This window comes from Psychrobacter glacincola, from assembly GCF_904846215.1.
Lineage (GTDB): Bacteria > Pseudomonadota > Gammaproteobacteria > Pseudomonadales > Moraxellaceae > Psychrobacter > Psychrobacter glacincola.
The window spans coordinates 233,466-252,019 of sequence record NZ_CAJGZK010000002.1; the positions used below are offsets into that span (position 1 = coordinate 233,466).

The following is an 18,554-nucleotide window of genomic DNA, read 5'->3' on the forward strand; positions in this document are numbered from 1 at the left end:
CGCCCATTTATTACCTGCTGATATTTTGATATGTCGTCATTAAGGAACTTGTTGATTGATCTCAACATTGACCTGATTTTGGTCTGCGCTAATCACCACAGGATTGCCTGACAAATCGCCCGACTCAGCAATGGCAGTACCACTATGACTAATACGAGCAATCACTGCTAATTGAACTTTTTCATCACGCGCAGATTTTAATGTGCGCTCTGGCATCATGGCATCTAAATCACTTAGACTAACAGTTGCTTCGCCTTGCTTAATAACGCTAATCGGTAAACGCTTAGCGGCGAATGGCGGACCACCTTTAACATCACGTATCGCGACAAACAACACATCTTCAGCTTTCACTAGCGGCAATAATGAGCCATCAATAGAGACAGTAACTTCAATACCTTGCGCAGCTTGTTGCTCTTGTGCTGTGACATTGGCACTCAGCTCATCAAGACTGCTTAGTGCTTGGCTATGATCACCGGGTTTGGCAGCAATATTCTTACGTAGACGCTTAATCCAACCTTGCGCCTGCTCAAAGTTATTACCACGCGCCTCGCCCATTGCCATCAGCATCTGTGCCCCTTCATGCTGCGGATTTTTGGCAAGAACATCTTGCAGCACACGGCGACTATTAGCATCGAGCTGACCTTTATTAGCAAAAAAGCTAATCTGCGCATAGGTGGTTGCAATCTCTTCGTTGTCAGGCGACAGACGATAAGCACGAGATAAAGCTTCAATCGCTGAGTCGGTGGCTTCCAACGATAAGAACAGCTCTGATAAACGCATCCAGCGATCAGGATCATCAGCATGACGATAGACGTTGGTCTGCATCGCACTGATCAATTGAGTGCCATCTTCAATCGCCCAAGCTGGCGGCTGGTCAATCTTGCCGGTCAGTAAGTCATCTGCCACTTGGGCAACTTTGTCTTCTGCAGCCCATAAATCAAATACGGGTGTACGATCACCGACCAAGAAATAAGCCAATGCGGCAAGCACAGGCACCCATACCAGGATAATCAAACGACTCTTGATACCCGGCGCGACCATAGGGGCAACTTCACGCTGAGCATCTAATAGCTGACGCTCAAGCTCAATCTTTTGATTTTGATAATGGGCGTCATCAATCGTGCCGTTGTCTTTGTCCGATTGTAATTCTGTCAAACGCTCACGAAATACACCAATATTGATATCTAACAGCTGATTGTCGACGGGATTTTCTCGTAAGCGTGAGGCTCGTAGCCAAGGCGTGATAACGATAACTGCCAGTATCAGCGCAATCAATAAGCTTAGGGCAATAAATAAGCCAAAAGTAGAAAATAGGGTCATTTTTTGTCCTCTATGCTTGTGATGTCATGATCTGTTGTATTGCGATCAGCTCGTGATAGCAAACGATCAAGTTCCGCTTTTTCTGCTGCTGATAATGCAGCAGCGCTGTCTACCATGATGCCGCTTTGACCACGGGCAATACGCTGACTGCGCTTACTTTGCCAAAACCAGCCAGCAATTAATGCAATTAATAATAATGGCGGGAAGAACCATAATATCCAAGTGGAAGGACGTACAGGTGGCTTATAAGTAATAAAGTCACCGTAACGCTCCTGCATATAGGCGCGAATCTCACCATCACTACGACCTTCTTTAATCATGTCATAAGTTTTTTGCTTTAAGTCCTGAGCAATAGGCGCATCAGAACCTGCCAAGTTTTGGTTTTGACATTTTGGGCAGCGCAGCTCTTCGATAAGACCACGGTACTGGGCTTCTTGCTGCACTGAGTCAAAGTCGTAGACGTCAATGGCGGCATAAGCATTGATACTAAGCACACTAACCAAGCAAGCGATGATGAAACTTGCCAAATTTTTCATGATAGATTTTAATGGCATCATAATCATTTGCACGCCTCCTTAACTTGGTCAGGATCAGGGCTGACATTGCTCTTATCAGCTTCATTAAGCACCATCAGACAGGGCGTGATACGGCTTTGCCAATTACTCTCATTAATCTCACCGACAATGTGCTGACGAATAATACCTTCACCATCGACCACAAAGGTTTCAGGTGCACCGGTCAAACCCAAATCTAAGGCAAACTGACCAGATAAGTCTTGGATAGACATCGAAAAAGGGTCTCCGCCACGGTTTAAATAACCGAGGGCGTCGCCAATATCATCTTTATAATTAACGCCCACCAGATTGACGCCACGTTCCTCTAACTGCATTAAAAAAGGATGCTCAATGATACAAGTTGGGCACCAAGAGCCCCAAATATTCATCAAAAACGGCTGATCTGGCAGGTTGTCATTGGTCATAATACGACTGGTATCGGACAATAACGGCAACTCAAAAGCGGGCACCGGACGCTCAAGAGCGGTATTGGTTACGATTTCGGTCGGCTGACCTAAACGGAAATACAGCATGACTATAAAAGCGGAAAAGATGATCAACGGAATCAAAAACCATATTCTGATTTGGCTTTTTTTCATCGTTTGATTGCCTTTTTTATCAGTACCTTTTTGAGGAGACTTCTCTAATTGAGTCATCTTATTTCTCCCCTATTATTGCCGTGGCATCTGTCACATTGTTGCCATCTAAGTCAGTAACGGTCGCAAAACCTGACTTACTCGCTGCAATTTTAGCAGGGGTCTTGGTTGTTTTGATACGATAGCGCCTATCAAGCATACTCAATAGACCACCCAAGGCCATAATAATAGCGCCGAGCCATATCCAGCGAATCAATGGCTTCACATAAATACGTACTGCCCATTGATTGCTACCCTCAGCGATAGGTTCACCGAGTGCGACATACAAATCACGCATGAGGTTGGCATCAATTGCCGCCTCAGTCGTCGGCATCGTACTGATAATGTAAGTCCGTTTTTCAGGATGAAGTATCGTTACTTCCTTGCCCTTCTTAGTTACTGTGACCTCGGCTTGCGTTGCATCAAAGTTACTGCTTCTAGTCTCTCTTAAATCCGTTAATTTAAAGTCATAACCTTGGACATTAACCGTTTCGCCAATTCTTAATGCCACATCGCGCTCAATACTTAAAGTACTGGTAAAGGCCACACCGATGACCGCTATAATAACGCCGATGTGAGCGGTCTGCTGACCCCAGTAGCTTAAACGGAGCTTAGCTAAGCCCTTGAATAAGCTTGGGGCGTTTTTGGTTTTGTCTTTAAAATCAACCACCATCCAGAACAATACCCAAAAGCTCACCGCTAGCGTCACGCCAATATTGAGCATGGCAGATGGGCTAACAAAATAGGCAATGACTGCAGCTAAAACAAGGCTACTTGCCGCAATGACCATACCAATGCCCAACAGTGGACGGCTATCTTGTTTCCAGCGGATATTGGAGCCCATGCCCATTGCTATCATCAATAGCCAAGTCAGTGGCACAAACAGCGCATTAAAATATGGAGAACCTACGGATACCTGACCTAAATTAAAAGCGTCGGCAATGATAGGATAGAGCGTACCAAGTAATACCACCAAGGTCGCAATCAAAATGATGACATTGTTAATGACTAAAAACGACTCACGTGAAATCAGCTGATACTGACTCTCAATCGTCAGACGCCAGCCACGCACAGCGAACATCAATAAACCACCACCCACAATAATGCCAAGAATCGCTAAAATTACTAAACCACGCGTGGGATCAGCGGCAAAGGAATGCACCGAGGTAATAACCCCAGAGCGTACTAAGAATGTTCCAAGTAAGCTTAATGCAAAGGCAAAAATGGCCAACATAATCGTCCACGCTTTAAAGACACCACGCTTTTCAGTAACTGCAAGCGAATGTAGCAATGCCAAACCTGCGAGCCAAGGCAATAGCGAAGCATTTTCTACTGGATCCCAAAACCACCAACCACCCCAACCAAGCTCGTAATACGCCCACCACGAACCTAATGCAATACCAATGGTTAAGAAACCCCATGCTGCGAGTGCCCATGGACGTGACCAGCGTGTCCATACCGCATCCAAACGACCTTCCCACAGTGCTGCCATACAAAATGCAAATGGTACGACCATACCGACATAGCCCATATAGAGCATCGGCGGATGGATAATCAAACCAAAATCTTGTAAGACAGGGTTTAAGTCAGCGCCATCAACGGGCAAATTTGGCAGAGTGCGGTCAAACGGTGACGAGGTAAAGATGAGCATCGCTAGCATCATCATTTGCACGCCAGCCAATATCACCAACACACGCGCGCGCATTGACAATGGCAAACCGCGACTAAAGTATGAGACCAAGGCACACCACGTTGCCATGATAGTCATCCATAGCAGTAGCGAGCCTTCATGCCCGCCCCACGTCGCTGATAACTTATAATACCAAGGCAGCAAGGTATTCGAGTGCTGTGACACATAGACAAGGCTAAAATCATTAAAATAAAAGCCTGCCATCAATGCGCCAAACGAGGTAATCATGGCGGCAAATTGCGCCCATGCCAAGCTCGGTGCCAAACGCTGCCAAGCAACATGGTCACGCATAACGCCTATCGTTGGTAATACTACCTGCAAAATCGCCAACATAAAGGCGGCTAGCACGGCAAAATAACCCAATTCTGTGATTAACATACGGTCTAACCTTGTTTACCTTAATACGGTCATTGTTTATTTTAGGGATTGGTATTGCAGGATAATCGAAAGTATCCAGTACTTATTACTGTTGGTAGTGTCAGCGGTTATTATCTGAATAGCGCCATAAGCCGTTGCAGCTTAAGACGCTTACAACATGGTACATTAGCGTCAACTTGTCACGTTTCTGTATCCACTCTGTATTTGATGTGTATAAAGAGCATGAAAAACTGCTGATCACTGCATGGCGGGGAAAAACACTAAGACCAGATGTAGCCAACCTGCTAAAAATCCAGTCAAGCCGCCAAGTACAATCAGCGTCATTTCATCTTCACGGAAAGCCGGACGTAATAAGTTTTGGAACTCATCAGGTGACAGGGCGCGAATACGGTCACGAAATAGCCCAAATATCTTACTGGCACGGCTTTCATTGAGATCAGGATCACGTAGTGGCACCATCGTTGCAACAATAGATTTATCAATGATGGTATTTTTTAATTGCCCAAACTCGCGGCGACCCAGCCCCAATCTTAAAGTGGTATTAATCACTGGTGACTCTAATACTTTATACAGATGCGACTTCATCAACTCACGCGTTTCGATAGCGCGGTCACCATACATCATCTCATTCATGATGTTCTCAAGTGTCACCAAATCTTTGACCACAATCTCAGCAAAAACTTCAGAAACTTCCTCTTGGCGCTTCATAAAGCCACCTTGGAATCGATATCGAGCAACATGCGGTAATTGTGGTTTGATAAAAGGAAAACTTCTCTGTAGGGCAAAGAACTTCAAGTAACGAATATAATGCGGCTCTACGGGATTAAACACCATCCAAATCGCAATCCAGTTGGTGAGAAAGCCCCAAATAGCGGCAAAAAACGGCACTGTCCAATGTTGCGGCACCACCAAGAATATAAACATTTGGATAACACCAAAAATCAGCCCGATCAAGGCACTGATATGCCAAATAAAATTGATTTCTTTTTGTCCAACTTTTAAGAACATATTGACCATCAAACGACGATCACTTTCCATCTTGTTGACAATCATCTTGCGCATATCGACCAAATCTTCGACATGATAGGTCAAGTCAGTCACCAAGGATTGCATAATACTTGGCAGCTCTTGGTGCGCTTGGGCATAGACACGGCGCTTAAGGGCATAAGGCAAATTGCCCCACAGTGCGGGCGAGTGATCGAGCATAATTTCATCAATCAAGTCTTCAAGGTTTTTATCGACTGCATCAGTGATGAACAGCGCCATCTGATCTGGCTCCATCGCCTGAAAAAACTCATCAAGCGAGCCAAGTTTCGATAAGGTCTGGTCAACAATCACGCCAGATATCTTACCCGCTTTTCTTGGCACAATACCTTGCCAGCCAAGACCTGGTAGCCCAAAAAACGGGAAGTTAGCGATGCGTATACCGCGAAACTTAATCGGGTAAAACAGCATCTTGAGCGCCATCCACACATGAATCCACGTCACAAATGCTGTCACCGGCGGAATGGTCAGCATGGCAAAAAATTCAGGGTGCTCAGCGATTGTTTGCCACAATGAAGTTACATCCATGACTGTTTATATCCTTGCCGTGATGATCGATGTTGAGCAAATATCCTTAGCGCACGAAGAACGCTTAGCAATAAGAAGCCCTCTCTCCAATAACTACTACAAAATAAATCGCCTGATTTTAGCATACTTGACATCCATTAGCACATGTAGACCCTAGACAAGTTGTGACTAGAGATGATACGTTTTAGGCGCTACTTTGACGCGCAAAATCCTTAGAATACTCTACCAATATTATCGCCAGTAGCTGATTTTAAGACCGTGTTTTTATCCTCTGCGTGATCACCTAGGCTGTTCAATATGTCATTAACCACACTAAGAGTCATCATAATGCCATCTTTCATAACAGCGATAAAATAAATGACTGTCTACTGCGTCATCGCTTTTGATCTGCTATAATTTGACGTTACAGTTTACGAGATATCTAATGGCACTATTTTCGCTATTATATTATCCCTGTATCTTGCTAAGTAATTGAAAAACCTTAGCTTATCCTTTATGCTCATCTCGCTTCGTCTACATGATATTTGACATGGTCGACTGCTACTCTATCAATACCTCCTCTGATAATTTTTGATTTATTGTCTCACTGACTGTTTGGGTACTGACTTTATATGAACAAAACGCTCACTCCTAATACCGAACAGGTCAATCGCATTTTCACCAGTCGAATTCTTATCCTTGGCTTGTTGATGTTTGTGGGTTTGCTAGGGCTAATAGCACGTTATGGATTTCTGCAAGTTTTTGCTCATGATAAATATACCACCCAAGCAGACAACAATCGCATTAAGCTGATTTCTGCCCCGCCAAGCCGTGGTTATATTTATGATCGCAATGGCATTATCCTCGCTGACAATCAGTCAGTTTTCACTGCTATGCTCAGCCCTGATGAAGTGGAAAATCCCGAGCGCACCTTACAATTACTGGCACCTATCTTTGATTTGACGGATGAAAATATCACCGATATTTTGGCGCGTGTGAGTAAAAGTAAAAATGATCCGGTGACCATTAAGATTGATTTAACCGAGACCCAATTGGCTCAGTTTAGTGAACGCAAACCTTTTTTCCGCGGTGTTACTATTCAAAGTAAGCTTACACGCTCCTATCCTTATGATGAGCTGTTTGCCCATGTTATTGGCTATGTTGGACGCATTAACGACAAAGAATCGAAGAGAATCAATAAGGATCGCTATGCCGGTACTGACCTTATTGGTAAGATTGGCATCGAAGATTTTTATGAAGATATCTTACTTGGGCAACCGGGCTATCAGTCAGTAGAAACTGATGCGCTTGGTAATATCCTGCGTCAACTCGATACCAAAGCACCTATCGCCGGCAACGACATCACCTTAAGCTTAGATTATGGTTTACAAGTGGTGGCGCAGCAGCAGCTTGATGGCAGGCGCGGCGCTATTGTGGCAATAGATCCCAAAAACGGTGACGTATTGGCGTTCGTCAGTAATCCAAGTTATGACCCAAACCCTTTTATCTCCGGCATCTCTTTTAAAGACTATGATGCGCTGCGTGAAGATCCAGATGAGCCATTATACAATCGTGCCCTGCAAGGTACTTATCCACCCGGTTCAACCATCAAGCCTTTTGAAGGCTTAGGCGGTATTCATTATGGTCTGCGTAATTGGGATACCACTATCTACGACCCGGGTTATTTTAGCTTACCCGGTGACTCGCACCGTTTTCGTGATTGGAAAAAAGGCGGTCATGGTACGGTTGATCTCAAAGAATCCATCGTGATGTCAGTCGATACTTATTATTATAAGTTGGCTTATGAGATGGGCATTCAGCGCTTACATGACTGGATGGTGCGTTTTGGTTTTGGTGAAGAGACAGGTATTGACTTGCCCAATGAAAAATCTGGGATTATGCCTTCACCAAAATGGAAAAAAGATACTTATGATAAAGGCTGGTTACCGGGTGAGACGATTTCTGTCAGTATCGGTCAGGGCTATTTTTTAGCGACGCCACTACAGATTGCCAATGCAACTGCCATGACGGCGAGCAAAGGCTTTCACATCACCCCGCATTTACTAAAAAGTAGCGACGGGGCGGCAGCAGTCGATGTCATCACCAAGCCTGATGGCAAGATTGATTACAATGGCAAGCCTTCTGACTGGCTACGCATGCACGATGCGATGGAGCAAACCGTTAAAGCCGGAACAGGACGTGGCATTTATACACCGCGCTATCGTATTGCTGGTAAAACAGGTACGGCACAGGTGAAATCCATTGCGCAAGGCAAAAGCTATAACAAATCCGCGCTGGATAAGCGCCACTGGGATCATGCTTGGTTCAATGGCTTTGCGCCAGTGGAAGATCCACAAATCGCGCTCGCGGTATTGGTCGAAAACGGCGGCGGTGGTAGTGTCGTTGCAGCGCCTATCGGTCGAGCTTTATTTGATTATTGGGTATTGCAGCGTGATACCAATCCTATTTTGCCGCCCACCACCGAACAGCTAAAGGTCATTAAACGGCAAAAAGCATTTGAGAGAGCCATGCGTGATGCGATACGTGAAAAAGAAGACAAAGCATTAGAGGCCATAAAAGAAAAGCAAAAAGAGCCGACTCAAACTGCTGCAGCGACCGTTGAATAAAATGTTGAGCATGAATAAGGTATCGAAGATAAGCCATGAAAAAGCCCTCAAGTGCGCATAAGTCTAACAAGAACCGAAAAGTAAAACCTATTGCAGCTGGTGAGGTACGTATTATCGGTGGTCAGTTTAAACGCCGTGTTGTGCGCTTTGTGGATGCAGAAGGCTTGCGTCCGACTCCAGATAGGCTACGTGAAACCTTATTTAACTGGCTGATTTCTGATATTCATGACGCTCAAGTGCTCGATAGCTGCGCTGGTAGCGGCGTCTTAGGTTTTGAGGCCTTATCGCGCGGTGCGGCCCACTGTACCTTTATCGAAATGCATACTGCCCAGGCTCAAATGCTGCGCCAAAGTGCCGAGCTGTTACGTCTTGATAGCAACAGCCACCAAGTTATTCAGGGTACAGCCGAACAAGTTTTGCAACAAAAGCAGCTTGTAACGCGTCCCTTTGATCTTGTGTTTATTGATCCACCTTATGCTAAGGATTTGTGGCAACCTATTTTGACCACTTTGTTTACCCAAGATCTAATCAATACAGACACGCTCATTTACTTAGAAGCAGATAAAGATTTGGGTGAGCAATTGAGCCAACTGGCGGCGATTTTTAATACCCTGTTAGCCGCGCAAAAAGGCGATGAACCGCAAACATTAGATTTTGACTGTCTGAAACAGACTAAAGTTGGACAAGTTGTTGCTGGACTTTATCGTCTATTATCGTCATAATTGCCTAGTTAATGAATGCTGTTAATAAAATTTACAAATGTTTAAAACCGCTAAAAAACTGGCCAACGCTGCAGTTTAATGTATATAAGGCGAAAATAAACCCCAATGCAGCTTGCAAGCGTAGGCGCTACTGCTTATAATGTGCAGTCTGTTTTTTGAGAGCCCCGTTTTCCCAGCTAAACTCTCAACGAATTCTAATTTTAAGGTTTTATCATGAAAACACTTAGTGCAAAACCAGCTGAAGTGACCCATGACTGGTTTGTCGTAGATGCTGACGGCAAAACTCTTGGTCGCTTAGCTACTCAAATTGCTAGTCGCTTACGTGGCAAGCATAAGACAAACTATACCCCGCACGTTGATACTGGTGACTTTATTGTTGTCATCAATGCAGAAAAAATCGCGGTAACGGGTAAAAAAGCACAAGATAAAAAATACTATCGTCACAGTGGCTACCCAGGCGGTATTAAAGAAACCAACTTCACTAAGCTGATTGCACATAAGCCTGAAGATGTTCTACACAAAGCGGTTAAGGGTATGCTTCCTAAAGGTCCTCTTGGCTACGCGATGATCAAGAAGCTAAAACTTTATGCGGGTACCGAACATCCACATGAAGCTCAGCAACCTAAAGAACTAGACATCTAAGGATACACTTATGGAACGCAATTACGGAACTGGTCGCCGCAAGACTTCTACTGCTCGTGTCTTTTTAGCGAAAGGTACTGGTAGCATTGTTGTTAACGGCAAACCACTTGATGAGTATTTCAGCCGCGAAACGTCGCGCATGGTTGTTCGTCAGCCTTTAGAATTACTTGACACACCTACTGCTTATGACCTTTACATCACGGTAAAAGGCGGCGGTATTAGTGGTCAAGCTGGCGCAATCCGTCACGGCATTACGCGTGCATTGATTGAGCTTGACGAATCTAACAAACCTGCGCTAAAAGCAGCTGGTTTTGTTACTCGTGATTCACGTCAAGTTGAACGTAAGAAATTGGGTCTACGTAAAGCACGTAAACGTCCACAATTCTCAAAACGTTAATCAAAGCTATCTCTTATATTTCTGCGACTGTTGTCTTTATCTCAGAGCAACAGCTGCAGCATTAAGTATAAGAATAGATTTGCGAAACCTTATAAGCTGTCCGCAGCTTATAAGGTTTTTTTATGGCTGATGCTTTTATAAAAAACAATTTTCATATATAACAGTAGTCAGGGAAAAGTAATATCGATACATCAAGTACTGCTGATATTCATTTTTCTTGCTTGCTGTGCCTACGCAGACAGAGGCTGCAAAAAATTTATACCAGCAGTACTGTAGCGTTTTTGAGATATTTTAACTATATTTTGCCTATAAATCTGTCTTCACAACGGATAAATCCGCTTGCAAAGCCAAGCTTACTACCCCATCATAATCATAACTTTTCATTACTAGTAACAGTCTTATGAAAGCGCCCGAACAATACGATCCTAGCAAATCTACCTCAAAGAGCAGCATGTCACCACCAAGTATACAGCCGTCTGCTAAGTCTCCGGCTATACCTGTCGGCACACCGACGATTACTCAAACTCATAAACGAACCGCGCAAGCAGAAAAAAAGCCTTTTGCGTGGCAGTTCCTGTTACCTAAATATTGGGGCATTTGGCTATTATTTGCTATTTCTTTACCGATGATTTATCTGCCACTGCGTTGGCAATTTTGGCTTGGGCGTAAAGTAGGTATTTTAATCTATAAAGTAACAGGATCTCGGCGACGCGATACGCTGATTAACTTAAAACTGGCATTTCCAGAGAAGCCAGAAGTCGAACGTGAGCTGATGGCAAAGCAAGTGTTTGTCAACCAAGGTATTGGTGTGTTTGAAACCTTATGTGCATGGTTCCGACCAAATGTCTTTACCCGCACCGTCTCTATCTCTGGATTACAACATCTTGTTAATGCCCAAAAAGAAGGTCGTCCAGTCATCCTACTAGGCGCTCACTATACCATGCTCGATTTGGGTGGCTTGTTTTGTGCGCAATTTTTCCCTTTGGACTGTATGTATCGCACGCAGAATAATCCATTACTTGATTGGTTCATTTATAATGGTCGCACCAATATATTCGGTACGCAAATCTCTAGTCGAGATATGCGCGGTTTGGTCAATTCTATCAAATCTAAGCACGTGATTTGGTATTCACCTGACCAAGATTATGGTCTAAAACAAGGGGTTGTGGCGCCATTTTTTGGTGTACCAGCAGCGACTATCACAGCCTCAAGACGCATGGCGAAACTAGGCAGTAAAGACAAGCCACCTGCCGTAATGGCACTACATACTTATCGGCAAACGCCAGATAATTTGCCACGTGGCAAACGCCCTCATTATCATCTGACAATTACACCCGAATTGGACAACTATCCAAGTAATAATGAAATAGCTGACGCGACTCGTGTTAATGAATTGCTAGAGGGCTTGATTCGTATTGATGCCACTCAGTGGATGTGGTTCCATCGCCGCTTCAAAAATGGTCCTGATGGTCGTACTGGTATCTATAAGTAGACGTCTATTCCCAAGAAAATTGCTGGGAAAATTTGCTATACTTTGCAGCTAATATTTTGTGCTATTGCCAGCATATAAATATCCTATATTGATAATAATTTGATAAATAAAACCTTTATAAATAAATAACGGATTTTCCATGAATAATAACAGCCCTAATACTAGTAGCCAAAATTCTACAGCTTCAACACCAACCAAACGCATTTTAACTGGCATTACCACTACTGGAATCCCGCACTTAGGCAACTATGTTGGCGCAATTCGACCAGCGATAGCATCTATCCAGAATAGTGACAGTGAAGCATTTTTTTTCTTAGCAGACTATCATGGCATCATTAAATGCCATGATCCTGCTGCCATTCATGAATCGACCAAAGCGATTGCTGCAACTTGGCTTGCTTGTGGCCTTGATCCTGAGCGTGTGACGTTTTATCGGCAGTCAGATGTACCAGAGATACCGGAGCTGGCGTGGATACTCAATTGTTCATGTGCCAAGGGTCTTATGAACCGTGCCCATGCTTATAAGGCATCTGTCGATATTAATAATGAAAAAACCGATGTCGATCCCGATCAAGGCATTACTATGGGTCTGTTTGGCTATCCGGTATTGATGGCTGCTGATATCTTGATGTTTAATGCCACTCATGTGCCAGTAGGTCGTGATCAAATCCAGCACATTGAGATGGCGCGTGATATTGCCGGTACTTTTAATCATAAATATAAGCCGCTATTTACGCTACCCTCTGCGGTGGTCGATGATGAGATGCCGCTATTGACGGGTCTTGATGGACGTAAGATGAGTAAGAGCTATAGCAATACTATTCCGCTATTTGGTGAGCTAAATCCACAAGTTAGCGCTGAAAAGCAGATGCATAAAGCCATCATGAAAATTGTGACCAACTCACAATTGCCAGAAGAGCCAAAAGATCCTGACGATTCTGCTATTTTTGAGATTTATAAAGCTTTTGCCACGCCTACTGAAATCGCCGACATGCGTGCGCAGTTTGCCGCTGGTATTGGCTGGGGCGATGCCAAGCAAGCCTTATTTGATAAAATCAATGCAGAAGTTGCCCCATTCCGCGCGCGTTACGAAGAGCTCATGGCAAACCCAAAAGAGTTAGAGGAAATCCTACAGATGGGTGCTGAAAAAGCCCGCCGTCATAGCCGTAAGCAACTAGATAAGACTCGCCGCGCTATTGGTATTCGTCCACTTGCCAAACTTAAATAAATTATTATTTATGATGATAATAGCCTGCTGCCATGCAAAGTGAGCGATTAATGGAGTCTAATGCAGAGATTCACGATATGTCTCTGCGTATCTATCAGACGCCTGTACAGCATTTGCCAGAAGATCTATATGTGCCGCCGCAAGCGTTTGCCATTTGGCTTGAGCAGTTTGCAGGACCATTAGACTTTTTATTATATCTGGTTAAGAAAAACAACGTTGATTTGACACAAATGCCGATATTGCCGATTACAGAACAGTACTTGGCTTATATCCATAAATTGGATACCAATCATTTTGAGTTAGCTGGTGACTATCTACTGATGGCATCAACCTTGATTGCAATCAAGACTGAGCTGCTATTACCAAAGCCTGAGACCCCTACCGATGAGCGCGACCCAAAAGCTGAGCTGATTGAGCGTCTTGAAGAATACGCCCAAGTCAAAGCTGCCAGTCAACGTTTAGACAATTTAATTCGACTTGAGCGCGATGTGTTTTTGGCGATGGTCAGTATGCCAAGCCAAGATATTATGAATGCAGAGCTACCAAACTATTCACCTACTCTATTGATTGATAGCTTGTTTAAGATGCAGCTGCAACCCGACTATCAGATGCATAGTATCAAGGTTGATGCTGTGCCACTTGCTGATCGTATTGCTAGTATCAGTCGACAATTAAGCACGGATGGCGCGCGCTCTTTTTATGAACTATTAGATAAAGCGCAAGGCAAAATAGGTGTGGTGGTCAGCTTTGTTGCGGTGCTTGAATTAATCAAGCGTCAGCTGATTGGTGTGGTTGCTAATAATACCGATAGCAGTGTTCATACAGAAAATAAGACGGATAGCAATCTGCCTACTCGTAGCGATATATTTGGCAAATTGACGTTAGAATGGTTAGCATAATCCGAATTGGCTTTATAATACGTCTTAGATAAAATTATTAAACTGAAGAAGATTATATTGAAATGGTAGATATAGACGAGACTAAAGATAAAGACCACTTACTGTCTATTGAAGACATAAGTAAACAGATTGAAGTGCTACTGCATGCTTCAGAAGCACCCTTAACGGCTAATCACCTAAAAAAACACCTCTCCTTGACGACTAATAAGTTAGAGCAGGCGCTAGCACTACTAAAGCAACGCTTGGATCTTGGTGTACTAAGTTTGCATCATACTGCCAGTGGTTATCGCTTGCAAATCGCTGATAGCCATAGCGCCTTAATCCAGAGCGTTTTTCCACAACGTCAAGAACGCCTAAGCCAAGCGTTACTTGAGACATTGAGCGTGATTGCCTACAAACAACCGGTGACGCGTAGTGACATAGAACATGTACGCGGTGTGACGCTATCGAGCACTATATTACGCCAACTATTTGATAAAGGCTGGATTGAAGAAAACGGTCATAAAGATACGTTAGGTCGTCCGGCATTGCTGCACACTACATCGCAATTTTTAGATGCCTTTGGGCTGAGGCATTTAGATGAGTTGCCGCCCATGCCAGACATAGACAGTATCAGAGCATCCTCTTAAATTAATCCGATAAAATATTCTTGCTCAATAAAAAAGGACACACCCATTAGGTATGTCCTTTTTTATTATTCTAATCAGTCGGCTTAATCAATAAATTCCTTGATTGGCTTTTAATGATTAGCTTTTATTGATTGATGATATCAACACCTTTTGGTGGTGTAAATTTAAACTGACTGCTGCTGATGCTTGGATTCATTTTAATACCGCTAAACTTAATAGAGGTGGTTTGACCTAAGCTATCATTTAATACCATCATCACAGGCTTGCCACCGCTAAAGCTCATTGATAAGCTCTTAAAACTGGCACTATCTGACTTTGGATACAACACATAGTAATTTTTATTGGCATACGGCTGGGTGATTTTAAAGTTCTTATCAATTTTACTTGGGTCACCTGATAGTAATAGCGCTGGCGTATTACCCACTTGGCTGTCTACTTTTTGTTTGGTTGCTTGCTCCAAATCCTTATCATAGACCCACATCGAGCTACCATTTGCCACAATCAGCTGTTCTGACGGTGACTTGGTTTCCCAGCGGAAGTTGTTTGGACGTTGTACACTCATAGTACCGCTGAACGTCCCGCTATTAGCGCCCTTGGTCGTTTGGCTAAAGTTAGCCGTCATGCTCTTAGTATTGGTCAAAAGCTTGTTTAGACGCTTAGTTGCCGTTGTATTATCAGCGGGCGCTGCTGTCGCCGATTGCGTTAACGCCATCATAGGCGCTGCGACGCCAAGCGTGGTCATCAAGACACCTGCCAATGCTCCGCCCATCATTTTTTGTTTTAACGTTGTTGTCTGTTTAGTCGATTGATTGGTTAATAAAGTCATTATAAATCCTCTCTCAAAATGCAAAATAGCATAAAAATAAAACGTTTTATAAAATTTTTGTTTTCGGTAAATGTTTATCATACGAGTACAAAACCGGTCTGATAAAACAATGAGGACAGTGTGCCAGTTTTTTTATTACGCGCCTAGTCATGATTTGCAATCATTACTACTGCTGGCATACAGGCTTGTAAATACAACAGTTACAAAGTAATAAATAGCCTTTATTGTGGTTTTAACCGTTTTAATCAGTGGTTAACATAAGCTTATAAGCATAAAAAGCCCCTACTACCATATGGCAATAAGGGCTTTTTTAGTCATCAAATCATTTTATCTAAAAGATAAAACAATCTAAATGGGCAACTAGGCGCTTTCAACCATCACATAACGACGGTTAAATTTGCCTTTGGTCGCAAACTTTACCACACCGTCATTTAGTGCAAATAAAGTATGGTCACGACCCATGCCAACACCTTCGCCGGCGTGGAATTCTGTACCACGTTGACGAACGATGATGTTACCAGCGACGATGGCTTGACCGCCAAAGATTTTTACGCCTAGCATTTTTGGGTTTGAATCACGACCGTTACGGCTTGAACCGGCAGCTTTTTTATGTGCCATGAGAAAATCTCCTTGTTAATGCCTTGTTAGTAAAAGCTATCGCTAATGCGACAACTCTTAAGCTTTTAGTGCGTTATTAATTATCAACAACTGATAATCGTTAATTAAGCATTAATCGCTTTGATTTTTAACAAGGTATACCATTGGCGGTGACCTTGCTCTTTGTGATAATGCTTACGACGGTTGTGCTTGACGATACGAATTTTTTCGCCGCGACCATGCTCAACAACTTCAACTTCAACACTAGCGCCTTCAACGATAGGCTGACCGATCTTGACAGTGTCACCATCAACAATCATCAACACATCTTCAAATTTGATTGTTTCGCCTGTTTCTGCTTTAAGTAATTCAACTTTAAGCAATTCATTAACGACTACACGGTGCTGTTTACCACCAGTTTTGATTACTGCGTACATTGTATGACTCCGTTTAACCCGTGTGCCGTGGCTGATATCATACCAACACTTCGACGACGAACACGACAGGGAAAAATTAAAGGCAAGATTTTACGGCTTTTTACTTATAAAAGCAAGCCGCAACTCTTGTTTTTGTAAAGTGGTAATACCAAAAGTCTACGCTCATATCACGCGCGATGTCATTGATTAACCAGCGTAATGTATATCGCTATTAATATAGACCGCCCAATAAGCAAGCAAGGATAGTGGTTAAAATCCAACAGCGGCTATTATAGCTTATCTAATCAGATACTTACAGTTTTTTGTAAATAGACATGTAATAAGTATCTATTCGTTAGTCATCGTTGTTTAGTTCACTTAGCTGCTAATAGCTACTTACCAGTGATTTGCTGATTTTCACCATAATAAACGCTGTAATATTCGCCTGAACCTCAGGTACTGTATTGCATTTCGCTATATTTAAATCAACAATATCACCAGATAGCTATGCTATCATGCATAAAACGCTGGCTTTGCTACGTATCACTTTTAAAAGTATTACTATTAAAAGTATCGCTATTAAAATATTCTTTATTCTGATTGGTATGATTATCTATATGACTTGTACTTCTTTATCTAGCACCGCTGCGCCATTATCTACAGCGCCATCAGTCAATCTATCATCGACACCAAGCTATGCTGATATCCAAAGCATTGTGGCTGATGATTTTGAGATTATGGACAAACAGGTCTTTGGCAGTCTAAATTCTAAAGTTCAGCTGGTGATGAGCGTCTCACAACACGTGATTAACGCTGGCGGCAAACGTATGCGCCCATTGATTACCTTGTTATGCGCGCGAATGCTTAATGATGAGCCATCGAAGCAAGCCATGCATTTGGCAGCGATTACTGAGATGCTGCATACGGCAACTTTGGTACATGATGATGTGATTGATGAATCAGGACAGCGCCGTGGTAAGCCTACTGCCAATGCCACTTGGGATAATGCGACAGCGGTATTGGTCGGCGATTATTTGATTGCACGCGCCTTTAACCTGCTGGTTGGTTTTCAAAGCTTGCCCCTACTGCAAGTATTCTCAGATGGTACTTGTGATATTGCTGAAGGTGAAGTACTACAACTGCAGCATCAGCATAACCCTCAAGCGACCGAAGAAGACTATCTAAATATCATCGATGGTAAGACTTCACGACTGTTTATGATGGCGACTCAAGGCGCGGCGATTTTGCAAAATCAAACACAGCACTTGCAAGCTTTAGCGGATTTTGGTCAGCACTTTGGCAATGCTTTTCAGATCGTCGATGACGTGCTTGACTACAGCGGCGATAGTGAGCTGATGGGCAAAAATCTTGGCGATGATTTAGCGGAAGGCAAACCTACCCTACCAACGATTAAAGCATTAGAGCTATTAAAAGACAGCAATCAAAAAGACTACGAGCAGCTGCGTATTGCGGTGCAGACAGGCAAAACACCCAATGCCGAGCAATTGATTGCTTTGGTACGTAATTCAGGCTCATTAGATTACTGTAAACAGCGGGCTTTAGAAGAAACCAAGCTTGCCCAGCAGGCATTAAGTAACTTACCGGATAACCGCTATCGTCAGGGTCTTTATCAATTGACTGAACTCGCCAGCGCTCGCTTACTATAGTCAGTTCAAAATAAAAGCGATACGATTGTAATAACATGCTATTGGCTATAATTTTTCCTTGCCTGCTGTTCGCAGGCGTGACAGAGGCTGCAAAAAATTTATAGCCAACAGCACTGTATCGTTTTTCAAATGAATCGACTATATAATCATTGAATAACACTGTTTGGCTATTTTTTATATTGCTGCCATATTAGTGAGACTCAAATCGATACTGCTTACATTGGTATAAGCAGTTAAACTTTTTACTGCTACATTTTTACTTAATTATTGCTATAACACTGATT

General features: G+C 43.2%; 17 protein-coding genes. 9 read left to right on the forward strand and 8 right to left on the reverse strand.

Translation table 11 applies throughout. The features are described from left to right. Positions 1-39 precede the first annotated feature (39 nt). From ccmI to JMW90_RS02105, 5 genes are all read right to left on the reverse strand, one after another. Complete coding sequence (gene ccmI / locus JMW90_RS02085) at positions 40-1,320, reverse strand: c-type cytochrome biogenesis protein CcmI (RefSeq protein ID WP_201561458.1); 1,281 nt, start codon at positions 1,318-1,320, stop codon at positions 40-42. Further along, positions 1,317-1,883: a cytochrome c-type biogenesis protein gene (locus tag JMW90_RS02090; protein ID WP_201561459.1), complete on the reverse strand. Its 567-nt coding sequence runs from the start codon at positions 1,881-1,883 to the stop codon at positions 1,317-1,319. The genes ccmI and JMW90_RS02090 overlap by 4 nt, the downstream gene beginning before the upstream one ends. After that, a complete protein-coding gene (locus JMW90_RS02095) occupies positions 1,880-2,530 on the reverse strand; it encodes a DsbE family thiol:disulfide interchange protein (protein ID WP_201561460.1) in 651 nt (216 codons plus the stop codon). Before JMW90_RS02095 ends, JMW90_RS02090 begins: the two co-directional genes overlap by 4 nt. A gap of 1 nt (position 2,531) precedes the next feature. Beyond that, complete coding sequence (locus JMW90_RS02100) at positions 2,532-4,577, reverse strand: heme lyase CcmF/NrfE family subunit (protein ID WP_201561461.1); 2,046 nt, start codon at positions 4,575-4,577, stop codon at positions 2,532-2,534. 237 nt (positions 4,578-4,814) lie between these two features. Beyond that, positions 4,815-6,149 (reverse strand): DUF445 domain-containing protein, encoded by a 1,335-nt coding sequence (locus JMW90_RS02105; RefSeq protein WP_201561462.1) that lies wholly within the window; start codon positions 6,147-6,149, stop codon positions 4,815-4,817. Positions 6,150-6,760: 611 nt separating this feature from the next. Here JMW90_RS02105 and mrdA point away from each other — a divergent pair. The 8 genes from mrdA (at position 6,761) to scpB (ending at position 14,764) form a co-directional block, all read left to right on the forward strand. Continuing rightward, on the forward strand, positions 6,761-8,755 hold the full coding sequence (gene mrdA, locus JMW90_RS02110) for a penicillin-binding protein 2 (protein WP_201561463.1): 1,995 nt from the start codon (positions 6,761-6,763) through the stop codon (positions 8,753-8,755). A gap of 35 nt (positions 8,756-8,790) precedes the next feature. After that, positions 8,791-9,477 (forward strand): 16S rRNA (guanine(966)-N(2))-methyltransferase RsmD, encoded by a 687-nt coding sequence (gene rsmD, locus JMW90_RS02115; RefSeq protein ID WP_201561464.1) that lies wholly within the window; start codon positions 8,791-8,793, stop codon positions 9,475-9,477. A gap of 213 nt (positions 9,478-9,690) precedes the next feature. Further along, positions 9,691-10,119 carry a 50S ribosomal protein L13 gene (gene rplM, locus JMW90_RS02120; protein WP_182406800.1) on the forward strand — a complete coding sequence of 143 codons (429 nt, stop codon included), beginning with the start codon at positions 9,691-9,693 and terminating at the stop codon, positions 10,117-10,119. A gap of 10 nt (positions 10,120-10,129) precedes the next feature. Continuing rightward, positions 10,130-10,516, forward strand: a complete 387-nt coding sequence (rpsI, locus tag JMW90_RS02125; RefSeq protein ID WP_011514071.1) for a 30S ribosomal protein S9 — start codon at positions 10,130-10,132, stop codon at positions 10,514-10,516. A 400-nt stretch (positions 10,517-10,916) separates the two neighbouring features. Further along, positions 10,917-12,008, forward strand: a complete 1,092-nt coding sequence (locus tag JMW90_RS02130; RefSeq protein WP_201561465.1) for an LpxL/LpxP family acyltransferase — start codon at positions 10,917-10,919, stop codon at positions 12,006-12,008. 139 nt (positions 12,009-12,147) lie between these two features. Beyond that, positions 12,148-13,236, forward strand: a complete 1,089-nt coding sequence (gene trpS, locus JMW90_RS02135) for a tryptophan--tRNA ligase (RefSeq protein WP_201561466.1) — start codon at positions 12,148-12,150, stop codon at positions 13,234-13,236. A gap of 32 nt (positions 13,237-13,268) precedes the next feature. Next, positions 13,269-14,135 (forward strand): segregation and condensation protein A, encoded by an 867-nt coding sequence (locus JMW90_RS02140; RefSeq protein WP_201561467.1) that lies wholly within the window; start codon positions 13,269-13,271, stop codon positions 14,133-14,135. Between the two features lie 62 nt (positions 14,136-14,197). Continuing rightward, positions 14,198-14,764: an SMC-Scp complex subunit ScpB gene (gene scpB / locus JMW90_RS02145; protein ID WP_201561468.1), complete on the forward strand. Its 567-nt coding sequence runs from the start codon at positions 14,198-14,200 to the stop codon at positions 14,762-14,764. A gap of 124 nt (positions 14,765-14,888) precedes the next feature. Here the strand turns inward: scpB and lolA are convergent, their stop codons facing one another. The 3 genes from lolA to rplU all read right to left on the reverse strand — a co-directional run bounded on the left by lolA (position 14,889) and on the right by rplU (position 16,624). After that, complete coding sequence (gene lolA, locus JMW90_RS02150) at positions 14,889-15,590, reverse strand: outer membrane lipoprotein periplasmic chaperone LolA (RefSeq protein WP_201561469.1); 702 nt, start codon at positions 15,588-15,590, stop codon at positions 14,889-14,891. A gap of 360 nt (positions 15,591-15,950) precedes the next feature. After that, positions 15,951-16,208: a 50S ribosomal protein L27 gene (gene rpmA / locus JMW90_RS02155; protein WP_010199200.1), complete on the reverse strand. Its 258-nt coding sequence runs from the start codon at positions 16,206-16,208 to the stop codon at positions 15,951-15,953. Positions 16,209-16,312: 104 nt separating this feature from the next. Beyond that, on the reverse strand, positions 16,313-16,624 hold the full coding sequence (gene rplU / locus JMW90_RS02160; RefSeq protein WP_201561470.1) for a 50S ribosomal protein L21: 312 nt from the start codon (positions 16,622-16,624) through the stop codon (positions 16,313-16,315). 596 nt (positions 16,625-17,220) lie between these two features. On the opposite strand from rplU, the gene JMW90_RS02165 reads away from it, so the two are divergent. Further along, a complete protein-coding gene (locus tag JMW90_RS02165) occupies positions 17,221-18,270 on the forward strand; it encodes a polyprenyl synthetase family protein (protein ID WP_201561471.1) in 1,050 nt (349 codons plus the stop codon). Positions 18,271-18,554 lie beyond the last annotated feature (284 nt).